23 protein-coding genes are annotated in these 22,226 nt (G+C 55.7%); 11 read left to right on the forward strand and 12 right to left on the reverse strand.

The window, feature by feature from the left end:
- Positions 1-42: 42 nt before the first annotated feature.
- From E0E41_RS07030 to E0E41_RS07080, 11 genes are all read right to left on the reverse strand, one after another.
- Positions 43-1,041, reverse strand: coding sequence for a hypothetical protein (locus tag E0E41_RS07030; protein ID WP_009261579.1), 999 nt, complete (start codon positions 1,039-1,041; stop codon positions 43-45).
- A 7-nt stretch (positions 1,042-1,048) separates the two neighbouring features.
- Complete coding sequence (locus E0E41_RS07035) at positions 1,049-2,215, reverse strand: antirestriction protein ArdA (protein ID WP_024725208.1); 1,167 nt, start codon at positions 2,213-2,215, stop codon at positions 1,049-1,051.
- Positions 2,208-2,939, reverse strand: coding sequence for a DUF4314 domain-containing protein (locus E0E41_RS07040; RefSeq protein WP_009259883.1), 732 nt, complete (start codon positions 2,937-2,939; stop codon positions 2,208-2,210). Before E0E41_RS07040 ends, E0E41_RS07035 begins: the two co-directional genes overlap by 8 nt.
- A gap of 191 nt (positions 2,940-3,130) precedes the next feature.
- A complete protein-coding gene (locus E0E41_RS07045) occupies positions 3,131-3,865 on the reverse strand; it encodes a hypothetical protein (RefSeq protein ID WP_009259884.1) in 735 nt (244 codons plus the stop codon).
- Positions 3,862-4,791: a hypothetical protein gene (locus tag E0E41_RS07050; protein ID WP_009259885.1), complete on the reverse strand. Its 930-nt coding sequence runs from the start codon at positions 4,789-4,791 to the stop codon at positions 3,862-3,864. The genes E0E41_RS07045 and E0E41_RS07050 overlap by 4 nt, the downstream gene beginning before the upstream one ends.
- Complete coding sequence (locus tag E0E41_RS07055) at positions 4,788-5,147, reverse strand: hypothetical protein (protein ID WP_024725209.1); 360 nt, start codon at positions 5,145-5,147, stop codon at positions 4,788-4,790. Before E0E41_RS07055 ends, E0E41_RS07050 begins: the two co-directional genes overlap by 4 nt.
- Positions 5,134-5,430 (reverse strand): hypothetical protein, encoded by a 297-nt coding sequence (locus E0E41_RS07060; RefSeq protein WP_009259887.1) that lies wholly within the window; start codon positions 5,428-5,430, stop codon positions 5,134-5,136. The genes E0E41_RS07055 and E0E41_RS07060 overlap by 14 nt, the downstream gene beginning before the upstream one ends.
- Before the next feature lie 163 nt (positions 5,431-5,593).
- Positions 5,594-6,022 (reverse strand): hypothetical protein, encoded by a 429-nt coding sequence (locus E0E41_RS07065; RefSeq protein ID WP_009259888.1) that lies wholly within the window; start codon positions 6,020-6,022, stop codon positions 5,594-5,596.
- Positions 6,023-6,094: 72 nt separating this feature from the next.
- A complete protein-coding gene (locus E0E41_RS07070) occupies positions 6,095-6,844 on the reverse strand; it encodes a hypothetical protein (RefSeq protein WP_050001816.1) in 750 nt (249 codons plus the stop codon).
- A gap of 461 nt (positions 6,845-7,305) precedes the next feature.
- Positions 7,306-8,559, reverse strand: a complete 1,254-nt coding sequence (citX, locus tag E0E41_RS07075) for a citrate lyase holo-[acyl-carrier protein] synthase (RefSeq protein ID WP_165450522.1) — start codon at positions 8,557-8,559, stop codon at positions 7,306-7,308.
- Positions 8,560-8,594: 35 nt separating this feature from the next.
- A complete protein-coding gene (locus tag E0E41_RS07080; RefSeq protein WP_165450523.1) occupies positions 8,595-9,503 on the reverse strand; it encodes a LysR family transcriptional regulator in 909 nt (302 codons plus the stop codon).
- Between the two features lie 123 nt (positions 9,504-9,626).
- Here E0E41_RS07080 and citD point away from each other — a divergent pair, with 123 nt between their 5' ends.
- The 9 genes from citD (at position 9,627) to E0E41_RS07120 (ending at position 18,081) form a co-directional block, all read left to right on the forward strand.
- Complete coding sequence (citD, locus tag E0E41_RS07085; RefSeq protein ID WP_130869289.1) at positions 9,627-9,926, forward strand: citrate lyase acyl carrier protein; 300 nt, start codon at positions 9,627-9,629, stop codon at positions 9,924-9,926.
- Positions 9,923-10,834: an aldolase/citrate lyase family protein gene (locus E0E41_RS07090; RefSeq protein ID WP_130869290.1), complete on the forward strand. Its 912-nt coding sequence runs from the start codon at positions 9,923-9,925 to the stop codon at positions 10,832-10,834. The genes citD and E0E41_RS07090 overlap by 4 nt, the downstream gene beginning before the upstream one ends.
- Position 10,835: 1 nt before the next feature.
- Positions 10,836-12,395: a citrate lyase subunit alpha gene (citF, locus tag E0E41_RS07095; RefSeq protein ID WP_130869291.1), complete on the forward strand. Its 1,560-nt coding sequence runs from the start codon at positions 10,836-10,838 to the stop codon at positions 12,393-12,395.
- Positions 12,396-12,415: 20 nt separating this feature from the next.
- Positions 12,416-13,417, forward strand: coding sequence for a [citrate (pro-3S)-lyase] ligase (gene citC, locus E0E41_RS07100; RefSeq protein ID WP_130869292.1), 1,002 nt, complete (start codon positions 12,416-12,418; stop codon positions 13,415-13,417).
- 378 nt (positions 13,418-13,795) lie between these two features.
- Complete coding sequence (gene yaaA / locus E0E41_RS18900) at positions 13,796-13,927, forward strand: peroxide stress protein YaaA (protein ID WP_242623717.1); 132 nt, start codon at positions 13,796-13,798, stop codon at positions 13,925-13,927.
- Positions 13,928-14,427: 500 nt separating this feature from the next.
- Positions 14,428-14,832: a helix-turn-helix domain-containing protein gene (locus E0E41_RS07110; RefSeq protein WP_130869293.1), complete on the forward strand. Its 405-nt coding sequence runs from the start codon at positions 14,428-14,430 to the stop codon at positions 14,830-14,832.
- A 676-nt stretch (positions 14,833-15,508) separates the two neighbouring features.
- A complete protein-coding gene (locus tag E0E41_RS18520; RefSeq protein WP_165450524.1) occupies positions 15,509-15,652 on the forward strand; it encodes a hypothetical protein in 144 nt (47 codons plus the stop codon).
- Between the two features lie 75 nt (positions 15,653-15,727).
- On the forward strand, positions 15,728-17,335 hold the full coding sequence (locus E0E41_RS07115; RefSeq protein ID WP_130869294.1) for a recombinase family protein: 1,608 nt from the start codon (positions 15,728-15,730) through the stop codon (positions 17,333-17,335).
- Complete coding sequence (locus tag E0E41_RS07120) at positions 17,335-18,081, forward strand: recombinase family protein (RefSeq protein WP_130869295.1); 747 nt, start codon at positions 17,335-17,337, stop codon at positions 18,079-18,081. The genes E0E41_RS07115 and E0E41_RS07120 overlap by 1 nt, the downstream gene beginning before the upstream one ends.
- Before the next feature lie 113 nt (positions 18,082-18,194).
- Here the strand turns inward: E0E41_RS07120 and E0E41_RS07125 are convergent, their stop codons facing one another.
- Positions 18,195-19,403 (reverse strand): IS110 family transposase, encoded by a 1,209-nt coding sequence (locus E0E41_RS07125; protein ID WP_130870789.1) that lies wholly within the window; start codon positions 19,401-19,403, stop codon positions 18,195-18,197.
- Between the two features lie 426 nt (positions 19,404-19,829).
- On the opposite strand from E0E41_RS07125, the gene E0E41_RS07130 reads away from it, so the two are divergent.
- Positions 19,830-21,455 carry a recombinase family protein gene (locus tag E0E41_RS07130; protein ID WP_130869296.1) on the forward strand — a complete coding sequence of 542 codons (1,626 nt, stop codon included), beginning with the start codon at positions 19,830-19,832 and terminating at the stop codon, positions 21,453-21,455.
- Positions 21,456-21,478: 23 nt separating this feature from the next.
- Entirely contained in the window at positions 21,479-22,225 is a 747-nt protein-coding gene (locus E0E41_RS07135; RefSeq protein WP_130869297.1) for a metallophosphoesterase family protein, read from the forward strand.
- Position 22,226 lies beyond the last annotated feature (1 nt).

Consider the following 22,226-nt stretch of genomic DNA (forward strand, 5'->3'; position numbering starts at 1 on the left):
AAAACGGCCCCTGTTTCGTTTTGATATAGATTTGATCTGGGGTTACATCTGCTGCATCTGTTGGGGCGCCTGGGATTGCGTCTGCTGCCTAGCAATGTATGCACATCCGTCCTCTGTCAAGGTATAGCCCTTCTTCCGCAGCAAATCCAGTCCGTACCGTTCCAGATCAATGCAGCCTGACAGGGCCCGATCCACACATCCCAACCGCACGCGCAGATCCATCCACGCCATGTCTTGGAGCTGATCCGCCCGCACCACCTGGTAGCGGTTCAGGTTCTGCGCCAAATCCAGGGCAGCGGGCAGGGTGGCGCAGTGCTCATACTCCAGTATCCAGAGATAGGCCTGGAGGAACCCCTTCTGCCCCTGGTTCTGTTCCTGGAGGATAAATCCCAGGTTCTGACCGTCATAGATGAGATCCTCCAGCCGTCCCCTATATGCATCCTCCAGGCCGGTGATCCCCGGCAGGCTGCACCGGGCCTCCAGCAGGGTGCACTCCCGGATGGTCTGCACACCCAGAGCGTCCAGGGCCAGCCGGATCTCCCCCGGCCTCACGTCCATGATGTCGTTGTAGTCCGGCAGCGCCAGCCACACCCCCTCCGGCACCGCGGAGGAGGCCAGCTTCAGCCGCAGGCTCCAGCTGTAGTCCGGCCCAGGCAGGTTGACCCCGTCGTAGAAGCCCGTCACCCCCTTTCGCGGATATACCACATAGCAGCCCCCTGCGAACCGGCCGGGGTGCTGTGCCTCATACTGCCTGCCCAGCTTGTCCAGGTCGATGTAGTCCCGCAGCGCCAGGAGCCTGGCGTTGGTCTCCTCCAGGTAATACAGGCCCAGATCCTCATAACTCTGGATGCCGCCCAACACCTCATACTCGTCCAGGCTGGCCAGCAGGCTGACCACCTCTGTACTGTCCTGGGCGGGATGGCGCTGGATGGCCGCGTCCAAGGCGATCCCCTCCCGCGCGGTCAACACCTCCAGCCGCTCCCGCAGCCAGTCCTGCTCCTCCGGCCTGCCGGGGAGCTGTAAAAGTCCTGCTTTATCCATGGGCGTTTCACCTCATTTCCATCTGTACGCCGCCCCGGGTGGGCTGGGGCGGCAGCGGTTTCTGCACCGGCTGGCCATCCGCCCGGGTCAGCAGACCGTAGTCTGTCAGCTCGCCCCCGTACTGCTGGATCAGCGCCTCGCCGTAGCCGTAGAGGTTCAGGTACCAGCACAGCAGGTCGGCATTCTCCTCCCCCATGGAGCGGCGCAGCTCCCCGCGGGCCACGTCCTCTGGAGAGGCGGCTGCCCAATTCAGATTGTAGGCGTCCAGCCGTTCCGTCAACGCCATGGCATCCTCCAGGCTCGAAATGGACGACACCTCCAGCACCGCCTTGTACTTGATCAGGGCCAGAGAGTCCCGCTCCGCCAGCACCATCAGCCGGATGGCCAGGCAGTTCAGGGTATCCAGCCGCTCCGGCGTGGCCCACGCTGCCGGAAGCTGGGGTACCCGGCTGTGGAAGGCGGTGACGGCGCAGTTGGGGAGGCCCACGGCCTCCATCCGCTCCCGCACCTCCACCAGCTCCTGTCCGGCGGGGAGGGTGAGCTCCGCCCGTTCCTCCCCGAGCCGGAGCTCCAGCCGAAAGAAGCCAGTCGGGGCCTCCGGCGCGATGCGGAGTTCCTGGCCCTCTGTGGGCTTCCAGTTCCCATCCGGTACCACATACCCCTGCCTGGTGAAGACCCCGCCCGCCGACTGACGGATCCGGCGGCCCAGGAGCTGGAAGTCCAGCAGTTCAAATACCTTGTCCGGCACATCCTTCACCTCGGGGATGGAACCGTTTGCCGCGTAAACCCGGCCCAACGAGGCGTCATCCGTGGCCTCGGGCGCCACCTGGCAGTGCTTTGCCTGCTCAGACAGGGTAATGAGGGCGTCTGGTTCCATGGGCCTGCCGTCCTGCAGCTTGACTAGCCCCTCGAATGCGGTGCGCTGCCGGCTGTCCAGACTGGTCAGCCGCTCCGCCAGGGCATTGAGCGCGGGGAAGCCCTCGCCAGATTGCAGGCCAGGGAACAGGACGGGGAATTCCCCATAGTCCTCCATCTCCCATTCCACTCTGGTGTCCGGTGCGAGCCGCAGCCGTTCCCAGGCATCCAGGACAGCATACGGGTCTGCTGGAAGCTCCAGTGTCACATAAGTATCCTTGTCCGGATTGCACAGGGATACTGTAAAGGCCTTATCCACGGCTCATACCCCCCATCGTCATGCCCTGGGCCTGCGTCAGCCCGAACTGCTCTGCCTCCGTCTGGATGCTCCAGCCCTCCGGCTGCCACATGTGGACGTAAAGCTCCCCGCCGTCCACACGGATTGCCTGCTGCTCCAGGCCCTCGCCAACGCCGTCCGCGGCCTGGCCGGTGAGATAGTCCTTCAGCCCGGTCAGCTCCTCCGGAGAGAGCTGGCCGACGACCTGGCACTCCGCCACGCCCCACAGCCTGCCGTCTCTGGCCTCTGCCGTAAACACGGCGGAGCGCACCTTGACGTCCAGGAACTCCTTGTCGCACCAGAGCATGAGGCCCCGCTCCGCCTCCTCCGGCACCCGGTTCCGTACCATGAAGCCCAGGATCCTGTCCTCATAGTCCAGAAGCGTTCTGCCGTCCCATTCTTCACCCGTCTCATCCCAATCTCCCCACTCATTCCGGGCATAGAAGCTGGCGGTGAGGGGCATGTACAGCTTGAGCTGGGTGGACTCAGGCGGGTGGACGGAGAACATCTCCTCCCCAAGGGTCAGGACGCACTCACCTCCGTCGCTCTGCCGGACGTGGAACCGGCCCGAGTCATCGATGTGCTCCAGAGTACCAGCCTCCTCCAGCGTGTTTCTGGGATCATCCAGCTCCCATGTTTGGATCCGGCTGCCCGCGGGGAACTGATTCCGCAGGAAATCCAGCCACTCCTTCGATACACCCTGCATGATGATCTGTCTCCCTTCATTTTGCCTCAAGTGTCATTCGGATAGAAAAGGCCGGCTTCCAAAGCGGAAGCCGGCCTTCAACGGAGTCCCTGTGCATGCTCTGTTTCCTCTGATGGTTCATAGTTCTTTCCCGTCCTTTCTTCTGGTAAGCACACAACATACCACAGTGTGCCCGTAATATCCAGCATTTTTTACATCTGCGGCTGCATGGGCGCCTGACTCTGACTCCGCTCCAGCCACAGCGGATAATAGGCCACCTCTGTGATACCCAGATCCGCATTACAGGTGATATGGGCGGCCACGGCGGGGCAGGCTGACGAGATCTGGAACAACGCCTCGGTGAGCTCTGAGCCCAGGCCGTCCAGGATACAGCGGGGCCCGCCGGGCTTTTCGGCAAACTCCGGTTGATCCATGGTGAGGCGGGCCATGGCCTGGGTGGCGGATATGCCTGTTTCCCGGCCGTATGTGATGGCCCGCTTCAAGGCATGCTGCGGATTGAAGCGCCCAAAGTCCATGGTGTAAAACCGCTGTTCCTGCCCGGACTCCACAATGGTGCAGGTCGCAATCCGGCTGGGCTCCTCCGGCCGCTCCGGGCCAAAGAAGCCCATAAGCCGGCCCTCCTTGGCCAGGCCGGACACCTCTGCCGGTGTGCGCCCGGCCTGAAAGTAGACGGCAGCGGCGAACAGCTCGCTGGGCAGAGCGGCGTTTTGGTGCTGGATGACCTCATAGGCGCCCTGGAGGGTTTCCTCACCGAAATTCCGCGCCACCACTCGCAGGGCGGTGAGCATATCGATGTACTCCGTCTCCGCACACTCCCGGTCAAAGCGGTACAGCGCCTCGGTGGTGACGGGGTCCGGCCTGGGAACCAGTTCATTGATCTGCCGGATAAACTCTTTTTTCTGTATATTCTCTCCCCCTCGGTTCACATGGATAGCCCGCCCAGGGATGGCCCCTGGCTGGGGTGATCCTTGTCGGCCAGCAGTTGTACCAGAGTTTTCAAATCCTCCGGTGCAATCCGCTCAACCGCCTGGCACAGCCGGTTGAGGCCATTGATGGACAGGCGTTCCGCCGGAATGCTGCTGATGACCTCGCCGGGCAGGGTGCTGTCTACTATCCAAAAGTGGGGGCTGTCCCGGATGCCGGTGCGGCACAGGAGACGTTCCAGCCTTTCCGGGCTGTCCGGCAGAACCAGCAGTGTGCTCTGCCCCTCGCCGTAGGATGCCTCCAGGAGTATGACGAACTCCCGGTCAAGATAGTCCGGAAAGGGGCCGCCCTCCTTGTAGAACTTCTCCAGCTCCATACCGTTATCATAAACCACGCCATAGGGTGTGATAGTGCCATGCTTGTTGAGGATCAACTTCAAGGCCGCTGCTCTGCCATCCACCTGTTCCAGCTCCTCCTCACTGGCACAGCCGCCCTCCAGCGTCATGTAATGCTGGCGGCCTACAGCGTCCAAATCCGAAAAGTCCGTGATCACCGTGGCCTGCTGGCAGCAGAAGGTAAGATTGATGAAGTCCGTCATATCAAACGTACCCAGCCTGACCGCCATAGCCTGGAACTGGGCGGCCTCATAGTCGTCAAAGCTGTCCAGCCGCCGGGCCAGGTAGTCCAGCTCGTCCAGATTGGCGCCCACCTTCTCCAGGCGTTTGAGGATGGGGAAGCCGCTCTCCAGCTCGTCCACCCGGCAGTCCCGTTTCAGGGGGGCTCCCAGCTCCATAGCGGCCAGGCATTCCAGGGTGCGCTCATATTCCATGCCGGGGATGGGGAAGGGGATGGTCACCTGGCCATACTCCGGGTGCGCCGCGTTGCTCAGGACACAGCGCAGCACCGGCTGTCTGTTCTGTGTGGTCACATCTGCTGCCCTCCTATCTCCGGCCCCTGGCGGGGCACGTAATCCTCCAGCGGCCTGGGGTTCTCCTCCCCATACAGGTCATAGGTCATATCGTCCGCCGCCTTGCGCACCGCCGGGTCATCCGTCAGGGTCTCGAAGCGGAAGCCGGTCACATCCCTTGTGGGCAGCTCCTCCCGGATGGTCCGGAGGTAATCCTGTGGGGCTGTGAACTCCATGCGCTCGCCATTGGCAAAGGAAACCCGGCCCACCGGCCTGTCCAGTCCCAGTGTTCTGTCCGCCTGGTCATCTGAGTAGAACAGGCCGGCCTCCTCACGGGCGGCCGGCCGCAGGGGAAAGCGATTGTTACATGGATTCATCTGTGTGAATCTCCTCCTTAGTTTCTTGCTCTGCCCACCTGTCCGTGGCATTGAGCCGCCGCATCTCCGAGCGCAGGCACTTCCCATCCTTCCCCCAGCAGAGGAAGCCGTTGGCAGGGTAGGGGCAGCCCACACAGAGGGGGGAGCGGGTGCATACTGGCCTGGGCGGCGGTTCCGCCGGGTGCTCCGGGGCATAAATCTTACGGGCACTGAAATGGAATAAAATCTGGGCATAGAAAAAGGCGGCGCCTGATTTGGCGCCGCCCTCACATGGACGGTTCAAGATTTACTCCCTCTTTCTATATCAGATGTTGCGCTACCGCCGGCGGTTAGCCTCGCCCTGGGACAGGGCGGCCTTTCCACTCCAGTGGAAGTAAACGATCCTTCTTTGGCGCAAAGGTGAGGGGGGCTGTCCAAGGACAGCCCCCCTCCTGTATGCTTCCGTCTCAGATTTTAGATGGCCCGCACTCCGCGATCCAACTGTCCAGGTTCAGGCTTTCCGCCATGAGAAGGGCCAGCTTGTGCATCGCCGCCCGGTCTTGGGCATCCTCCAGCCTGGCCGTCGTCTCAAACAGGCCCCAGAGCAGTTCGGCAATCATCTTGCCGTCGTAAGGCTTCAGCAGTTCGCTGTTGGGCAGAGCGTCCTCGCTGCTCCCGCTGCGCAGAAGCTGCCGTTCTCTTTCAATCAGCTCCAGGCTGGCCTGCAGGCTCTCCCGGGGCACTTCCCAGGCTTTGGCAATCAGCTTCACGCCTGCCTCCATGGGAGCCTCATCCCCGATCTTGTCCGGCCCGCCCAGCGCCAGGGCATTGATTGCCTCCTCAGTTATCTGCTGAAGCAGCTTCTCCGGCGCGGGATGCTTCTCAATCTGTTTCATACGTGTGTCCTCCTCGTTATTTTTTGGTGGGCTTCTGACCACAACAATACCCGCTTTTGCGGGATAAAGCTATCACCATACGTAACGAAAAAAATGCCGCAAACCAAGCGATACCAACAATTTCTGTATAGAAAAAGCGGCGCCTGATTTGGCACCGCCCTCATATGGACTGTCCAAGCTTCTGACTTTCGCTCTGCATCTGATCCTGGGTTCTTTCCGGCAGCTGGGCTGTGATCTGATCCAGGAGGCGCCGGCATTGGAACTCCTGCTGGTAGGAGGCGGGCCCTCTCCATAGAGGAAGCCCTGCACCGCCTGGCGCAGCCCCTCCAGCTGCTCCCGGTCAAAGACCCGTTCCCTGGCCACCAGCCCGGAGCGGAGGGCGAAGTCCTCCCTGGCGCCCTGATAGTCCTCCATGTAGTAGTGGCCGTTGTTGACCCCGCTCCGGTCATAGTCCCGGGCCCAGGTGACGAACTGGGCCCCCAGCAGCGTCTCTGTCCCGGCCAGCACTGTGCCGTTGAACTCTGCCAGCACCCGGTAACCGTCCGCCAGGCCATCCGCCTTCAGAGGTGGGGCATTCTCCAGAAGCGTCATGTACTCCATCACCGTCCCCGCCGCCTCCGTGGCCTGAGCCAGGGCGGCCTTTGCCCTGCTGGTGTCTACCCAGGTGGGGTCATACCGGACGGCGCCGCTCTCCGTGACCCGGCACAGGATGCGTCCGTTCCACTCCACCGGGAGCAGGCCGTCCTCCTCCAGCGGCCGGGGCAGTAGCTCCCGCCGCCGCAGGGCGTAGGACAGTTCCTCGAAATAGGTTTTGGGGGGCATGTTCGTATTCCTCCTTTGGGGGCTCAGCGCCCTTTTTCGATCACCGTTCTGCGCCCCTGCCCGGGAATTTCACCATACCATCTTCTCTACAAAAATCTATTCAGCAAAGCAGACGCAAAGGTGTGCGCCCTTTTTGAACTTCCTGTGCAGCAAAAAAGCGCCGGTCTGATGGTTGCGAAACCAACAAACCGACGCTCTACTTTTTGTATATATTTTTTCCTCCATTTGGCGGCCTTCAGGGCTGAAAAAGGGCGCAGGGGAGGGGTAACCGGTATCTTATGGAGCGATCCGGGGTTCAATGTCCTTCTGTGGCTCCACAAGCCTCGAAAATATCTTTTTTTCAGAACACAAATTTCAGGGAAATAAAAAAGCCACACCCTCTGATACTCTAAGCATTCCGCTTAAAATATCCAGATTGGTGTGGCTTTATGGAGCTGCTATCCGGATTTGAACCGGAGACCTCAGTCTTCCCAAAAATGTAAAAAACAGAGAATTGCCAGCAGATCCGCACTCCCGCCGGGACTCAGATTTCGCTGGATCAGGTGCTGATCCAGGGCCTCAACTTCGGCCAGGGAACATGAGCCATTCCTCAGCAGATTCCCTGCCGCCCGACGGACATATGCCAGCCCCTCTTCCCCGCCCCGTCTTAACAGGTTGGTATCCTCGACTTCCCCCATGATCTGAAGCAACATTTCCACCAGCTCACGGTTCCAGGAACCCGTATCCAGCCTGCACTGCCGGAATTTCTTCAGCATACTGATTTCTCTGGCATATCCGTTAGCTGCAGAAGCTCTAGCCCCCTTCTGCCCGGCTTGTCCACCTGCAATTCGACCCGCCAGATTTCCCAGATGCCAGGCATCTTTTTCCGTTCCTCCCTGTGCGGCAAGGATTCCAGCCGCCGCAGACAGGATTCCCAAAGAAAATATAGCCCCCTTGTGGGTATTGGCCCCCGAGGTTATGCGGTACATCTCCTCCTCCGCCTGCATCCCTAGTATCTGAAGAGAAGGCAAACCCTCCTCCGGTAAGACCTCAGCATGCTCCAAGCCCCAGCGGGCACAGCGGGCAAAATAGGGCCTCAGTACACAGGCGCTGTCCAAAAAGCTAAAAAAATCCATGTCTCGATGAGCACCATTGTTGTTCCGATCCACCAAACCCGGCTTTGGTGTCACCGCCACCTCATGAAGAAGCGCCCGCTGGGCCATCATGCCGATAGACTCTGCCTGCCGCTCCACATACCAGGCCCACAGCACTTCTGTCGTATAGGCCCACATCTCCTCCACCGTATGCCGCCTGCTTCTGGCACAACCCACAGCCGGATTTCCGCACAGAAAGCATCTGCGCTCTGGCACACCCAGTTCCGCCCGACTCACCTTCTGCCCAAGCCCATATAGAACGTCAATATCCCACAGCCTGGCCGCCCTGCTCTCTTCCTCCAATAAAATCATGGATCGTTTGACTGTGACAGGGTCTCCTCCGCAGCAATAGCACGCGGTAAGTCCCGCCGCCGCTTCCAGCCGTTCCTCTCGCCAGTCCAACGACAGGCCGGTTAAAACAGCGGCAATCTTTCTCCGCCCTTCGTCGAAAAACAGGTCTGTCATAGGTGTGCGTTTCACGGGGCCGGCAATGTTCATCGTCAGGCATACCACGCATGCGCAGCCTGGCCGCTGCAGGAGGCTGTGCTGTAAATCCGCCCTGCGCTCCCGCAGCAGCAGCATATCCTCCAGTCCGATCTCCTCACCCGCCATCCAGTTCATCCTGCTTCCGCCCCTTCCTCTTCTAAAAGCCGAATCCAGTCCCACATACACTGAGTCAGGTACATGTTCTTTCTCCAGCAGATATAGCTGTGGTGGGAACTTTTTACTCCCTTCAGAAAATACACATTTCCCCGTCGCTCCAAAAAAGGATCGTTACCAAACAGCGGATAGGGCGAGAGGGTTACCGCCCCACTGGACAGGGCAATCCGCTTCGCCGTATCAAAGGAATTTACCTCTGCCAAAATTTTGGGAGACATACCGTATTGCTCAAACAGTGACCGAATGAACTGCCCGATATGATGTTCCTTTTCCAGCAGGACAAAGGCCTCATCCTTGGCGTCCAACAGGGAAATCGTAGCGGCATTGGGGTGCTGTTGAGCCAGCCTGGTGGTCTGGTCACACAGCAGCACCAACTTATTTTTCGCAAACAACCGGTACTCCAGCGGCGCACGCTTCTTTTCATACCGGGCCAGCACCACATCAATAGAGCCATCCAGCAGCATTTCTTCCAGCAGCGCCGACCCTCGCTCCTCAATGCAGAGCTTGGCATGGGGATGTAATTGGAAAAAGCGGGGCAGGATCCGGGGCAGCAGATACATACCCTCCTGGGCCGAAAGCCCAAAGCGGATGACCTCCTCCTGCCGGCCTGTCAGCTCGGACAATTCATTTTTCAAGTCCTGTTCCAGCATCATGATCTGGCGCCCTGTTTCCACATACCGTTTGCCAGCGGCGGTAAGGGTCAGCGGAGTGCTGCCCCGATGGAAAATCGCTGCGCCTAAATTCTGCTCCTCCTGCTTGATTGCCTGACTCAGTGCCGGCTGAGAGATGTGCTGGGCACGGGCCGCCGCAGTCATATTTCCCTCCTGGCAGACAGAGAGGATATACTGCAGATTTTTCATGTTCATTTCCATCACCCTATAACTCTACTGTTATAACACTTTTAATCTAAATAATATTTTACTTATTGTCAATCCCCTTGTACAATAGAATTGCGAAGGAAAGCTTGCAATGAGGGAGTGTTTCTTGTCATGGTCATCAAATCAGCGGCGGTTGCGGGTACACTGGAATCCAGCGATGCCCAGGTTTCCGTAGAGCCTGGGGAGGGTACCCTGGATATTTCCATTCAGAGCAGTGTGCTCAACCAGTATGGAAAGCAAATTCTTCACACAGTTCGGGACGTTTTATCCAATCTGGAGGTAACGGACGCAAAGGTATCTGTGGTGGATATGGGTGCACTGGACTGCACCATCCGGGCCCGAGTGGAATGTGCGGTTTTCCGAAGCTGTCAGATTGACAGCGGGTTCCCCTGGGGAGGTGCGTTAAAATGATTGCTCGTCCTGCACCGGAACGGTTTCGCCTCAGACGAACCATGATGTTTCTAAGCGCCCAGAAGCCCGGCCTGATCAAAGACGCCTATATCTATGGTGCGGACAGCCTGATTCTGGATCTGGAGGATGCTGTGGCGGAGAATCAAAAAGATGCCGCCCGGTTTTCCCTCTATCACACGCTAAAAACCATCGACTATGGCAGCACAGAGGTTTTGGTGCGAATCAACGGTTTGGATACCCCTCACTGGCAAGAGGATATCCGGGTCAGCGTAGCGGGAGGCGCGGATGGAATCCGTATTGCAAAATGCGAATCCGCCGCCGACATCCACCAGGTAGAGCATGCAGTCGAACAGGCAGAGGCCGAATTTGGTGTGCAGAAGGGTCGCACTCTTCTTATGGCCGCTCTGGAGAGTCCAAAGGGTGTACTTAATTCCTATGAAATTTGCTGTTCCTCCAGCCGCATGCTGGGTGTGGCCCTCTCCGGCGGCGATTTTCGGAAATGTATGCAGGTCTCCCCTACCCGGGACGGAATCGAAATGGCGACGGCCCGAGGCCACATTGTGTTGACCGCCCGGGCTGCCGGCGTACAGTGTTTTGATACGGTATTTACCGACCTGGACGATATGGAAGGCTTCCGCCGAGAGGTCATCCAGAATCATCAAATGGGTTTCGATGGAAAGAGCGTCATCAATCCCAAGCAGATTCCCATTGTCCACGAACTCTTTGCCCCCACCCAGAAGGAAATCACCGCTGCGGAACGCATTGTCCGGGCGGTGCAGGAGCAGGCGGCCCAGGGAATCGGCGTATTTACCATTGACGGAAAGATGATCGACATCGCCTTCCTGCCCGGCGCTGCCCGCACCATTGCGCTGGCAAAAGCCTGCGGCATATATAAAGGAGACCTCTGATATGATCAATTTTATAGGTAGGGACATTCCCGATTTTCTGTTGAAAAACGGCAGGGAGGCCTATCAGGGCAAGAACTATAAAGACGGAACTTTCCTGACCAAGGTCGGCCCCCGTACGGTACGCCGGGAGGCCCCCGTGGACACCAAGGTTGTTCCCTCCCTGAAGGAGGCCCTTCAGCAGTGTAACGCCCATAGCGGTATGACCGTCTCCTTCCATCACCACCTGAGAGACGGTGACTATGTGGTCAACCTGGCCATGGCCTCCATTTTTGAAGAACTGGGTCTGAAGGATATTACCATCGCCGCTACCTCTCTGGGCAGCGCCCACGACCCGGTGGCGGAATACATCCGCCAGGGAAAAGTGGTGGGCATACAGACCAGCGGAATCAGAGGCAAGGTGGGTGAAGTGGTCTCCCAAGGGCTGCTGCAGACACCGGCCATTATCCGCAGCCACGGTGGACGCCCCCGAGCCATTGAATGTGGGGAGGTTCATATCGACATTGCCATTCTGGCGGCCCCCACAGCGGACTGCATGGGCAACTGCCGGGGAATCGGCGGCAAGAGCGACTGTGGCTCTCTTGGCTACGCGATGGCTGACGCCCAGTACGCCGACTATGTCATTGTGGTAACCGATACCCTGGTGGACTTCCCCAACTATCCTCCCAGTGTCAAGGCCATTGATGTAGACTGCGTGGTTGTGGTGGATTCCATCGGAAACCCCAAGAAAATTGCCAGCGCGGCTGCCCGGATGACAGAAAACCCCCGGGATCTGATGATGGCGCAAAACGCTGCACAAATTATGGCGGCTACCCCCTATTTTAAGGACGGGTTTTCCTTCCAGACCGGCGTAGGCGGCCCTACCCTGGCCGTCAACCGTTTTCTGGCACCCCAGATGCAGGCCCGGAATATCCACATGGGCTGGGCCATCGGCGGGATCTGTACCTCCATGGTAGATATGCTGAAACAGGGGCTGGTGGATCAAATTATCGACGTTCAGGACTTTGATCTGGGCGCTGTGCAGAGCATCCACCGTACCCCGGGACACTTTGAAATGAGCGCCAGCCAATACGCCAACCCCGCCAACAAGGGCGCTTTCGTCAATTGCCTGGATTTTGTCATTCTGGCCGCCCTTGAAGTGGACATCCACTTCAATGTAAACGTACTGACAGGTTCCGATGGCGTGCTGCGGGGCGCCCCAGGCGGCCACCCGGACACCGCTGCAGGAAGCAAATGCTGTATCATTGTCACCCCGCTGCTCCGAGGGCGTATGGCAACGATATGCGAACAGGTGGTTACGGTGACCACCCCCGGAGACTGTGTGGACGTAGTGGTCACAGACTACGGTATCGCGGTCAATCCTCTGCGCCCTGACCTTGTGGCCTGTCTGGACGCGGCAGGTATCCCCCATGTCCCCATCCAGTGGCTGTGTGAAAAGGCCTATCAGATTGTGGACAGACCAGAGCCCCTCCACTGGGAGGACGACGTGGTGGCCATTGTAGAGGCCAGGGACGGCACCATCCTGGACGTGGTACGCAAGCTGAAGCCCTATTCCTTTGATTGAACCTCGGAAAGGAGATCACTATGGAGGATATCGTACTTTCCAGTCTGGAGCGAACAGACACCGACTCTGTGGCGCACTGGAAAAAGCTGTTGGAGCGGGAAGGAATTCACGAGGATCCCCATCTGGACTATACCGTGGTAGCCTATGACCGCCACGGAGATATGGTAGCCACCGGTTCCTGCTTTCGCAATACTCTGCGCTGCTTTGCGGTAGATTCCGCCCACCGGGGAGAGGGACTCCTCAACTGCATCGTCTCCCACCTGGTGGACTACCAGTACCGTCATGGGATCTGCCATCTCTTCCTCCACACAAAATGCTGCAATGCGCCTCTGTTTCACGAGTTGGGCTTTTACGAAATTGCCCGGGTAGAGGGGCAGGTGGTCTTGATGGAAAATCAACGGGACGGCTTTTCGCACTACCTGAACAGCCTCACCAGAGGACGGGGAACACAGGCTGCCATCGTTATGAACGCCAACCCGTTTACTGCAGGACACCGCCGTTTAGTGGAGACAGCCTGCAGAGAAAACGACACCCTCCACTTGTTTCTTGTCTCGGAAGATCTATCGCAGTTCTCTTTTGAGACCCGAAAGCAATTGGTGGAATCTGGTACCCGCGACCTGACAAATATCATATACCATGAAACCGAGAGCTATTTGATTTCAGCTGCGGTATTCCCATCCTACTTCTTCCCCAGCAACCAGGAACTCACCTCAATTCAGGCTACGCTGGACTGCACAGTATTTCTCAAAATCGCCCATGCCCTGGATATTACCTCCCGCTATGTGGGCGAAGAGCCCTTCAGCAAAACCACGGCAGTCTACAATCAAGTCCTCAGCACACTGCTTCCTCCAGGAGGCGTGGCCTATCGTGAAATCCCCCGGCTTACCGCAGACGATACCGTCATCAGCGCCTCTACTGTCCGTCGCCTGATTGCGGAAAAAAAGCCTCCGGCCGATCTGCTGGTCAAATTACTCCCTCCTACCACTTATCAGTATTTACTGGGAGCCCGTCTGATTAAATAAGGCTATCAATACCCGCCAGCGTGTGATCACCTCTGGCGGGTATTGATATGCACTTCAGGGTATGCTGCTTTGACACGTACACACTATAATATGCTCAGAATCAATTTCAGCCAAGGAGATTGTCATACGTATTATCATTTCTCGCGCCAAAAAGATGAGAGAACACAGAATGCTTTGCACCGGAGGAAATGCTCGTTTTTCATCGGAGGCGAAACGACTGAAAGCCATACTGCAATCCAGTCGTTCCGAAAGATGAAGCAGCTCTGGAACTGTAACGATTCCATCGCAGCCTCAAATGTGAAACGGCTGGCAGAAATGGATCTGCGTTGCCGCCTGACCCCTGCCCTTCTGGCTTATTAGGAAATCCAGTATCGCTATATGGCTCCCCATGTATTTACCGCCCCACAGTTGGATTATGTACGGGAACACCTACACATCCTCTCCGGCTTTTATGGTCTGCTGCAGCCCTTTGACGGTGTGCGGCCCTACCGTCTGGAGATGCAGGCTTAAACTGGCGGTGGGTCAGTGTCGGGATCTATACGCTTTCTGTGGCGATAAACAGGCAGTAGCTCTATACCGGGAGGGCGCCTGGATCTTAAACCTGGCTTCCAAGAAATATAGCCGTGCCGTCATTCCCCATCTTCCCTTCTCCGTTCCCTTGATCACCTGTGTATTTGGCACTTTAGATATACTTCCTTAATAAAAGTACTGATACATTAACCTACCAACAGTTCTATGAAGTTTGCTCAGCTACTGATGCCGAAAGAATGATGTCCCTTGGACTCGAGAAATTTGTTAAAATAGAATAGCAATATTTTAAGACAAATTAATCAATGCGGTAGTAATTAGTTATGAAATAAAATTGAGCCATGACCAGCGGAATTAATTTTGCTGGTCATGGCTCAATTTTTGTATGTTGCTGCGGATTTTGCTGAACATCCCATGTCCAAGTATTTTGGAGGCGTTCCAATTCACGAACCGACCATGACTGTTTAAATTAAAATGTTCCAATGCCCAGCATGGTTGACCTAAAGGCGGAGGGATACACCAAGAACCTTTTCATAATAGCCAAGCGCAAGCAGAAAATGAAATGTAATTTTATCCCCATCATCTATGAGGAAAGTGCTATGAGCTTTAATAGCGATGACTACGGTTCACGGATTAGGAGTTTGCGGAAAAATCGTGGGCTTACACAGGAACAGCTGGCAGAGAAAATGAATGTCAGCACTCCCTACATAGCAAAAATCGAAAATGGGAAACAAACCGGCCCGGTCGAACTGGCTGTAGAATTCGCAGAATTCTTTGAGGTTCCTCTGGATTATCTCCTGGTGGGAAAAGGAGATTTTGCAGAGGAACAGAAGCGCAGACTGCGGATGGCCATCTCTCTTCTGTCCAAATTGGAGGCATCCCTCTAAAAACTTTCCATTTTGGGTTGGTAAACTTTCCATTCTGTTTCTGTTGGAAGAATAAGCTCGGAGTTACAATCTTCGTGAGATCAAAACATCTCATGGAAGCTTGAAAAACACCGCCCCATCGGCGGTCATATCCAGCAACTTGAATACATTAGCTGACGGAGAGAGCGTCAGGCCGAGTGCGCGAAGACCACCTGTGCGGAGTATTCTGCATCAAAGGACGGCCATATAAGGTGCAGAGCGATACCCACTCAGGCCAGGACAGCTTTGGCACGCTGTTTCGCCACGACCTCGTCAGCCTACAATGATACTTCTGTTTACGCAGCTCGGAGAGATCCTCGGAGGGGTGAGAGTCCCATGATGTGCGCCAGCACAGTTTAAGTTGCCGCCCCGCCTGGGGAAGTAGTGTCGAATACAGGCAAATAAAGCTATTGTCAAAGAACAGAAGGCCGCTCCAGACTTGGAGCCTATGCGTGCTCTTCTGACTTTTGGGGGCGGCCTTCTGTTTTCTTTGATAGTAGAGATATGGGAATCGGTCATAGTCTTTTATCTACCTCCTTTTCAAAATATCTGAAACATCCACCATCCTTTCATTGCCTCCATACACCCCCTTCTCCAAGGCTCCCTGATTGGTTCTCATATTTCTGCTATCAAAAGCAGCATAGGAAAGTGAGGGATCATGATGGAAAATATTGATTTGTGCGGTGTCATCCAACTACTCCGTTCGTTGGTAGCGCAGAAGAAAGCAACGGAAAAAGAGGCCCGGAAGATATTGTCCCGAATTGCCGCACAGACCGGTGCGGACATTATCCTTTCTTTCTGAAATCGCATTCTTTTCAATCGCTATTTCAAAGGTGTTGTGGTATTGTTTGTGTTGCAAAAAAGGAGGTGAACTGACATGGCGGAAAAGCTGATGACCAACGGCAGCATGGCGCTTCGGGAAAAGCAATACCGGGTCATTACCATCGAGGCAAACGAAAAGCCCCAAAATGCCAAATTGCGGGTTGCGGCATACGCCCGTGTCAGCTCCGCCTCTGATGACCAGCTAAACTCCTTCGCCGCTCAGAACCATCACTACAGTGACCTGATCTCCAGCAAGGATAACTGGAGAATGGTAGATATATACGCAGATGAGGGTATCACAGGGACATCTGCTGAAAAGCGCGAGGACTTTCAGCGACTTCTGGCGGACTGCCGTAGAGGACTGATCGACAGGGTGTTGGTAAAATCCATCTCCCGATTTGCCCGCAATACCAAGGAATGCCTGGAAACCATCAGAGAGCTAAAATCACTCGGCGTCGGCGTCTACTTCGAAAAAGAGAACATTGACACTGCGAAGATGTCCGGCGAAATGATGACTGCGCTCTTCGCATCCTTTGCCCAGGCCGAGAGCGAATCCATCTCCGACAATATGCGGTGGGGCATTCAAAAACGAATGCAGGCTGGGACATACATACCCGCAAACTTGCCATACGGATATACTCTACAGAACCACTCCATACACATTGTGAAGGAACAAGCTGTTATCGTACAGCGGATATTCAGTGAGTACCTTTCTGGCAAAAGTACAGAGCGGATAGCATTTGACCTGCGAGAAAATGGTATCCCGTGTAAATCGGGTGAAGTCGCATGGGATTCAACTGCCATTCGATATATTATCTCGAATGAAAAGTACATTGGCAATTCTGTATGGCAAAAATACTTCTCAACAGACACGCTCCCATATAAGTGCCGGCTGAACCGAGGACAGAAGGTTTCGTACTACGCATACGGGACACACGAAGGAATCGTATCCAAAGAAGACTTTGAGAGAGCAAATGCTTTAATGAAATCTCGCGCACAGAAGATTACATTAACGAAAAAGAGTCCGTATGCGTTCCGGAAAAAGATAGTTTGCGGTGACTGCCAGTCACTATTTCGTCGCAAGGTGGTGCGCGGAATTATATACTGGGTATGCATAGGACACGACAAGAAAAGACACGGCATAAAATGCAGCATCACACCAATTACAGAGGATGAAATAACAAGTGCTTTCATCCGTCTATACTATAAGCTCAAGCACCATAGTAAACCACTCCTCATGGGAATGATCACCTCGCTCCAAGCTATCCGCAACCGCCGGATGCTCTGGAGTATGGATGTCATTGAACTTAACAAGCAAATATCAGATCTTACCAGTCAGAATCAAATGTTGGCCACACTGAAACAGCAGGGCCTCATTGATCCTGATATTTTTATATCCCAGAGCAATGAGTTGACCGAGCGGCTCCGCGCTGTAAAGCTGAAAAAGGAGCGTCTTCTGGCGGTCGATGGCGACAACACCATCGACCAAACGCGGGATCTGATGGAAATCTTGGATGATGGCCCGGACTTCCTTGACAGCTTTGACACAGAACTGTTCGGTGAGCTCGTTGAAAAGGTTATCGTGGAAAGCAATGAGCGCATCCGCTTCCGCCTGAAAAACGGGCTGGAGTTGGCAGAAACCATAGAGAGGACGGTGCACTGATGGGCAATCGGAAGCAGCCGTTTGGCTACAGGGTGGTTATGGGAGAAATTGCCCTCCATCCGCAGGAATCAAAGCTGGTAGAGTACATCTTCCGACAATACCTTACGGGAGCTACCCACAACACCTTGGTAGAGGAGCTTCGGGAACAGTCAATTCCCTATGACGTGGGAAAGGTCTGGAACAAAAACATGGTCGCCCGAATTCTGGAAGACAGCCGTTATACGGGAGAGCGCGGCTATCCGCCGGTCATTGATCAAGAAGCCCTGGAGAAAGCACTGGAAAAGCGAAGCGCAAAGCAGACGGCAGCTCCCAAAACGGACACGCAGAAGTTCCTCCGCCGCTTCAGCGGGCGGCCATCGACAGCGCACATGGAGCGGCAGGTGCTGGATCTGCTCAACAACCTAATCGTATCGCCGGAACAGCTCCGGCTTCCGGCAACAGCGCCGCCTGATCGATCCACCGAACTGAACCTGCAGCGTGAGCTGGACAGGGTGATGGAATGTCAGCCAATCGACGAGGATGCCGCAAAGGCGTTGATCCTGTCCATCGCTGCGGCTCAGTACAGCGCCATCGACTCCCGCGAATACGAAACGGTTCGTCTGCGCAGAGCGTTTTCCGGGCGTCAGCCCATGACTGCATTGGATGCAGAACTGCTTCAAAGCTCAGTATCCGCCATCCATTGTCATAACGATGGAAGCCTGAATATCCAGCTGAAAAACGGTCAAGTAATTGGAAAGACCTGCTAACAAAAGTCAAGTAAAACTTTCAAAGGAAACGAGCAAAGGAAAAGGGTGCACCAAATTAAACCGCTGTGCATTTCAAAAAATGGCGGTCAGCCAGACAGTATAGAGCTGGGAAATCAGCCATGCTCCAGAGAATCCAGGTAGGCTTTCACAGAAGCGTAGTAGATGCGCAGGAACTTGTTGGCGGAGGCCATCATGTAGACACGGTAGGGCTTACCTTCAGAGCGTTTCTTGTTCATGAACTGGTAGACCGGCTCATCCATTGGAGCGCATTGCAGGAGGACCCCCATCACCAGAAAGAGCGTCCTTCGCAGTGAGGCAGATCCTCTCTTGGAAATGTTACGGCTACGGACATCCACTTGTCCAGATTGGTAAGGTGGGGCGTCAATGCCTGCAAAGGCCACCAGCGCTTTCTTGGAATGAAAACGGCGTACATCGCCAATTTCAGCTATGAGTTGGGGGCCGAGGGTTGGGCCAACACCAAACATCTCCATCACCACAGGATACTCCGGTAGAGAAACGGCCAGGGACTGCATCTCCTGCTTGAGAGCAGCTAACGCGGCGGAAGTTGCCCGGAGTTGGGAAACAGCCTGTTCTACCAAAAGTTTTGCCGTGTCCGTTTTCGGCATGACACCGAAGTGTCCACATGCAGAGGCGTATATGTCCAGGGCCTTAACCTCGCTAAAATTGTAGCCGTGCTTTCTGCACCACTTCTGGTATTGGGTGGTAAAGGCCTTTTTAGACAAACCACAGACACACTCACAATGCCAAAAAGCGGCTACAAAATCCACCCACTGCTCGCTGCCATCGGCGCGGGGTGGACTGGTAAACAGTCGGTTTGCATCAGGGAAAGCGGTGTCCAGCAGGGAGATTAGGTTGTTCTTCAGCATGGTCCGTACTTTGGAATACTGCTGGTACTGCCGGTAGCAGGTCTTCAGCATGAGCCGGGTGTCCTCCTCCGGGACATATTTCGGTAGTGTGAGCCAGTGGTCAAGGCCGTAGTTGGCCAGTTTCACGGCGTCCTTCTTGTCAGTCTTGCCTCGTCTTAAACTGTTGTTCCCATAGTCATGCACCAGCATTGCATTGACTACGGAGACATAAAGTCCCGCGTCGTGGAGCAGCCAGGCCACCGGCGCGTGGTAATTACCCGTGGATTCCATCACCACACGGGTCTCACCGTCCAAACTTTTGAGCAGCCCTGCCAGTTCGTTCAGTTCATTGGCGGTGTGTCGCACTTCAAAGGGTGAAACCACCACCTCACCGAAGGGGCGCATGACGGCGATCATGCTTTTCCCTTTGGAAACATCGATGCCAACGCTGTTCATCCACATTCCTCCAATACTAAAGAATCTGCAACCGGAATCCATCTTTTCTCGTTGCCGATTCAATCTATTGGGTGACGCGAACTCCCCGGCATCCGGTGGCTCAACCTGCTGAAATCGAACGCTACAACAAGAGGATGGCTGACAGTCTTTCGTACGGACTTACAAGCCCAAGGAGTGAGTGGTCAGCCAGTTGCTCCTCTTATTGTAGCTTAGGCACGAGATGGAGGGAAAGCCGGACTGGCTGCCCGGCTTTCCTGTCCAAATTTATTGTAATAGNTGACAGTCTTTCGTACGGACTTACAAGCCCAAGGAGTGAGTGGTCAGCCAGTTGCTCCTCTTATTGTAGCTTAGGCACGAGATGGAGGGAAAGCCGGACTGGCTGCCCGGCTTTCCTGTCCAAATTTATTGTAATAGGAGTGAAACAGCATGAGAGAAAGCCCGCCCAAAGTCATCACCATACCCGCAAAGCCAGAGGTCGCAAGCCGGCAGGCGGTCCAACGCCAGCTTCGCGTGGCTGCCTACTGCCGGGTATCCACCGATGACGAGGAGCAGCTCACCAGCTATGAGGCGCAGCAGAACTACTACACTGACAAAATCATGACCAACCGGGAGTGGACCATGGCCGGGATCTTCGCAGATGAGGGCATCACAGGGACATCGGCTCGGAAGCGGCCCGAATTCCTGAAGATGATCCGGCTGTGCAAGCAGAAGAAGATCGACATCATCCTGACCAAATCCATCTCCCGCTTCGCCAGAAATACGGTGGACTGCCTGAATTACATCCGGGCCCTGCGAGAATTGGGTATTGCGGTCATCTTCGAAAAGGAGAACATCAACACGCTGGAAGCCGACAGCGAGATCCTCATCACCATGCTTGGAGCCTTCGCTCAGGCGGAAAGCGAGAGCATCAGCGCCAATGTCCGCTGGGGCAAGCGGCAGGCAATGCGCGAGGGAAAAACAATCATACAGTATAACCGGCTGTACGCCTATGAAAAAGGCGAGAACGGCAAGCCGAAAATCATCCAGGAGCAAGCAGAAGTGGTTCGTTCGATCTATGACCAGTATTTGAGCGGAGCCAGCCTTCGGATGATCAAAGACAGGCTGGAAGCGGAGCAGATCCCCAATGTGACCGGCGGCTCCCAATGGACGATCACGGCGATCCGAAGCATCCTGACCAATGAGAAGTATTGCGGAGATGTCCTCCTCCAGAAGACCTACATCAGCGACTGCATCAGCCGCAAGGTCATCCGCAACACGGGGCAGCTTCCCATGTATCTGGTCCAGAACCATCATGAGGGCATCGTGGAACGCAAAACCTTCGATGCAGTACAGGCAGAGATGGCGCGGCGCAGCGCCGGGAAAAGCCCGTCCAAAAAGAATGCCCCCACCGGGATGACATCCTATGCCAGCAAATACGCCTTGTCGGAGCGCCTTGTCTGCGGCGAATGCGGCACCCTGTACCGCCGCTGCACCTGGTCCAAGCAAGGCAGGAAGCGCATCGTGTGGCGCTGTGTCAGCCGGTTGGACTACGGCACCAAGTACTGCCACAACTCACCAACACTGGACGAGGAACCGCTCCAGAGGTCAATCCTCGCCGCAATCAACTCCGTCATGAGCCAAAAGAGTACGCTGATCCGGCAGATCACCTCTGCTATGGAGATGGAGCTGGCTCCGGTTCCAGGAGAGAGCATGAGCCTTGCCGATATTGAAAGGCGGTTGGGTGAGCTGAACGACCAGACCCGTGAGCTGGTGGCAGAATCCGCCCGAGCGGAGGATGCCACCGCCTGCACCGCCCAGCTGAGAGCTATCATGAATGAGGCTGCCGCACTGAAAGAAAAGCGAGCCCTGATCGAAGAACAGCGTCAGAGCAACGCTCAGGCTGTACGGCGCATTGAAGATGCGGCTGCCGCGATGGCTCAGGCGTCCACCCACATCAGCGAATGGGATGAAGCTCTCATCCGGCAGCTGGTGGATACGGTCAAGGTCAACTCAGCGGAGAAAATCACGGTCTTCCTCCGCGGCGGCGTTCAGGTGGAGCAGGATATGATATAATAGTCAAAAGAAGGTGAACCGAAATGATCTATGCAACCGGCGATACCCATGGCAACTTCCAGCGGTTTGCACCCGAACACTTCCCCGAGCAGGCCGGAATGACCAAGGAAGACTACATGATCATCTGCGGAGATTTTGGCGGCGTATGGGACGGTGGCAAGAAGGAGGAGCGCAATCTGGACTGGCTGGAGGATCTGCCCTTTACCACGCTGTTCATCAGCGGCAACCATGAAAACTTCGACCTGCTGAGAAAATACCCGACAGAGGAATGGAACGGCGGAAAGATCCAGCGAATCCGGCCTCATGTGATCCACCTGATGCGCGGGCAGGTCTTTGATCTGCAAGGGTACTCCTTCTTCGCCATGGGTGGTGCCAGAAGCCATGATATCGAGGACGGTATCCTGAACCCCAAAGCACCCGATTTCGAAGAACAATACTGGGCCCTTCGCAGAATGGGCGCCCGATTCCGGGTCAACCACCACTCCTGGTGGAAACAAGAGCTTCCCGATAAATCCGAGTATGAGGAAGCCCGGCACAGCTTGGAAAGCATTCACTATGAGATGGACTATGTGATCACACACTGCGCCCCAAGCAGCATCGTGGACATATTGGGAAACGGTGGATATGTTCACGACCAGCTGACCGGCTTCGTGGAGGAAGTCAAAGAACGGGCCAAGTTCCACTACTGGCTGTTTGGACATTACCACGACAACAAAATCATCGACGACCGCTTCGTCCTGCTCTGGGAGCAAATGGTACAAGTGGTGTGAA

The sequence above is a fragment of the Intestinimonas massiliensis (ex Afouda et al. 2020) genome, assembly GCF_900626285.1.
GTDB lineage: Bacteria > Bacillota > Clostridia > Oscillospirales > Oscillospiraceae > Flavonifractor > Flavonifractor massiliensis_A.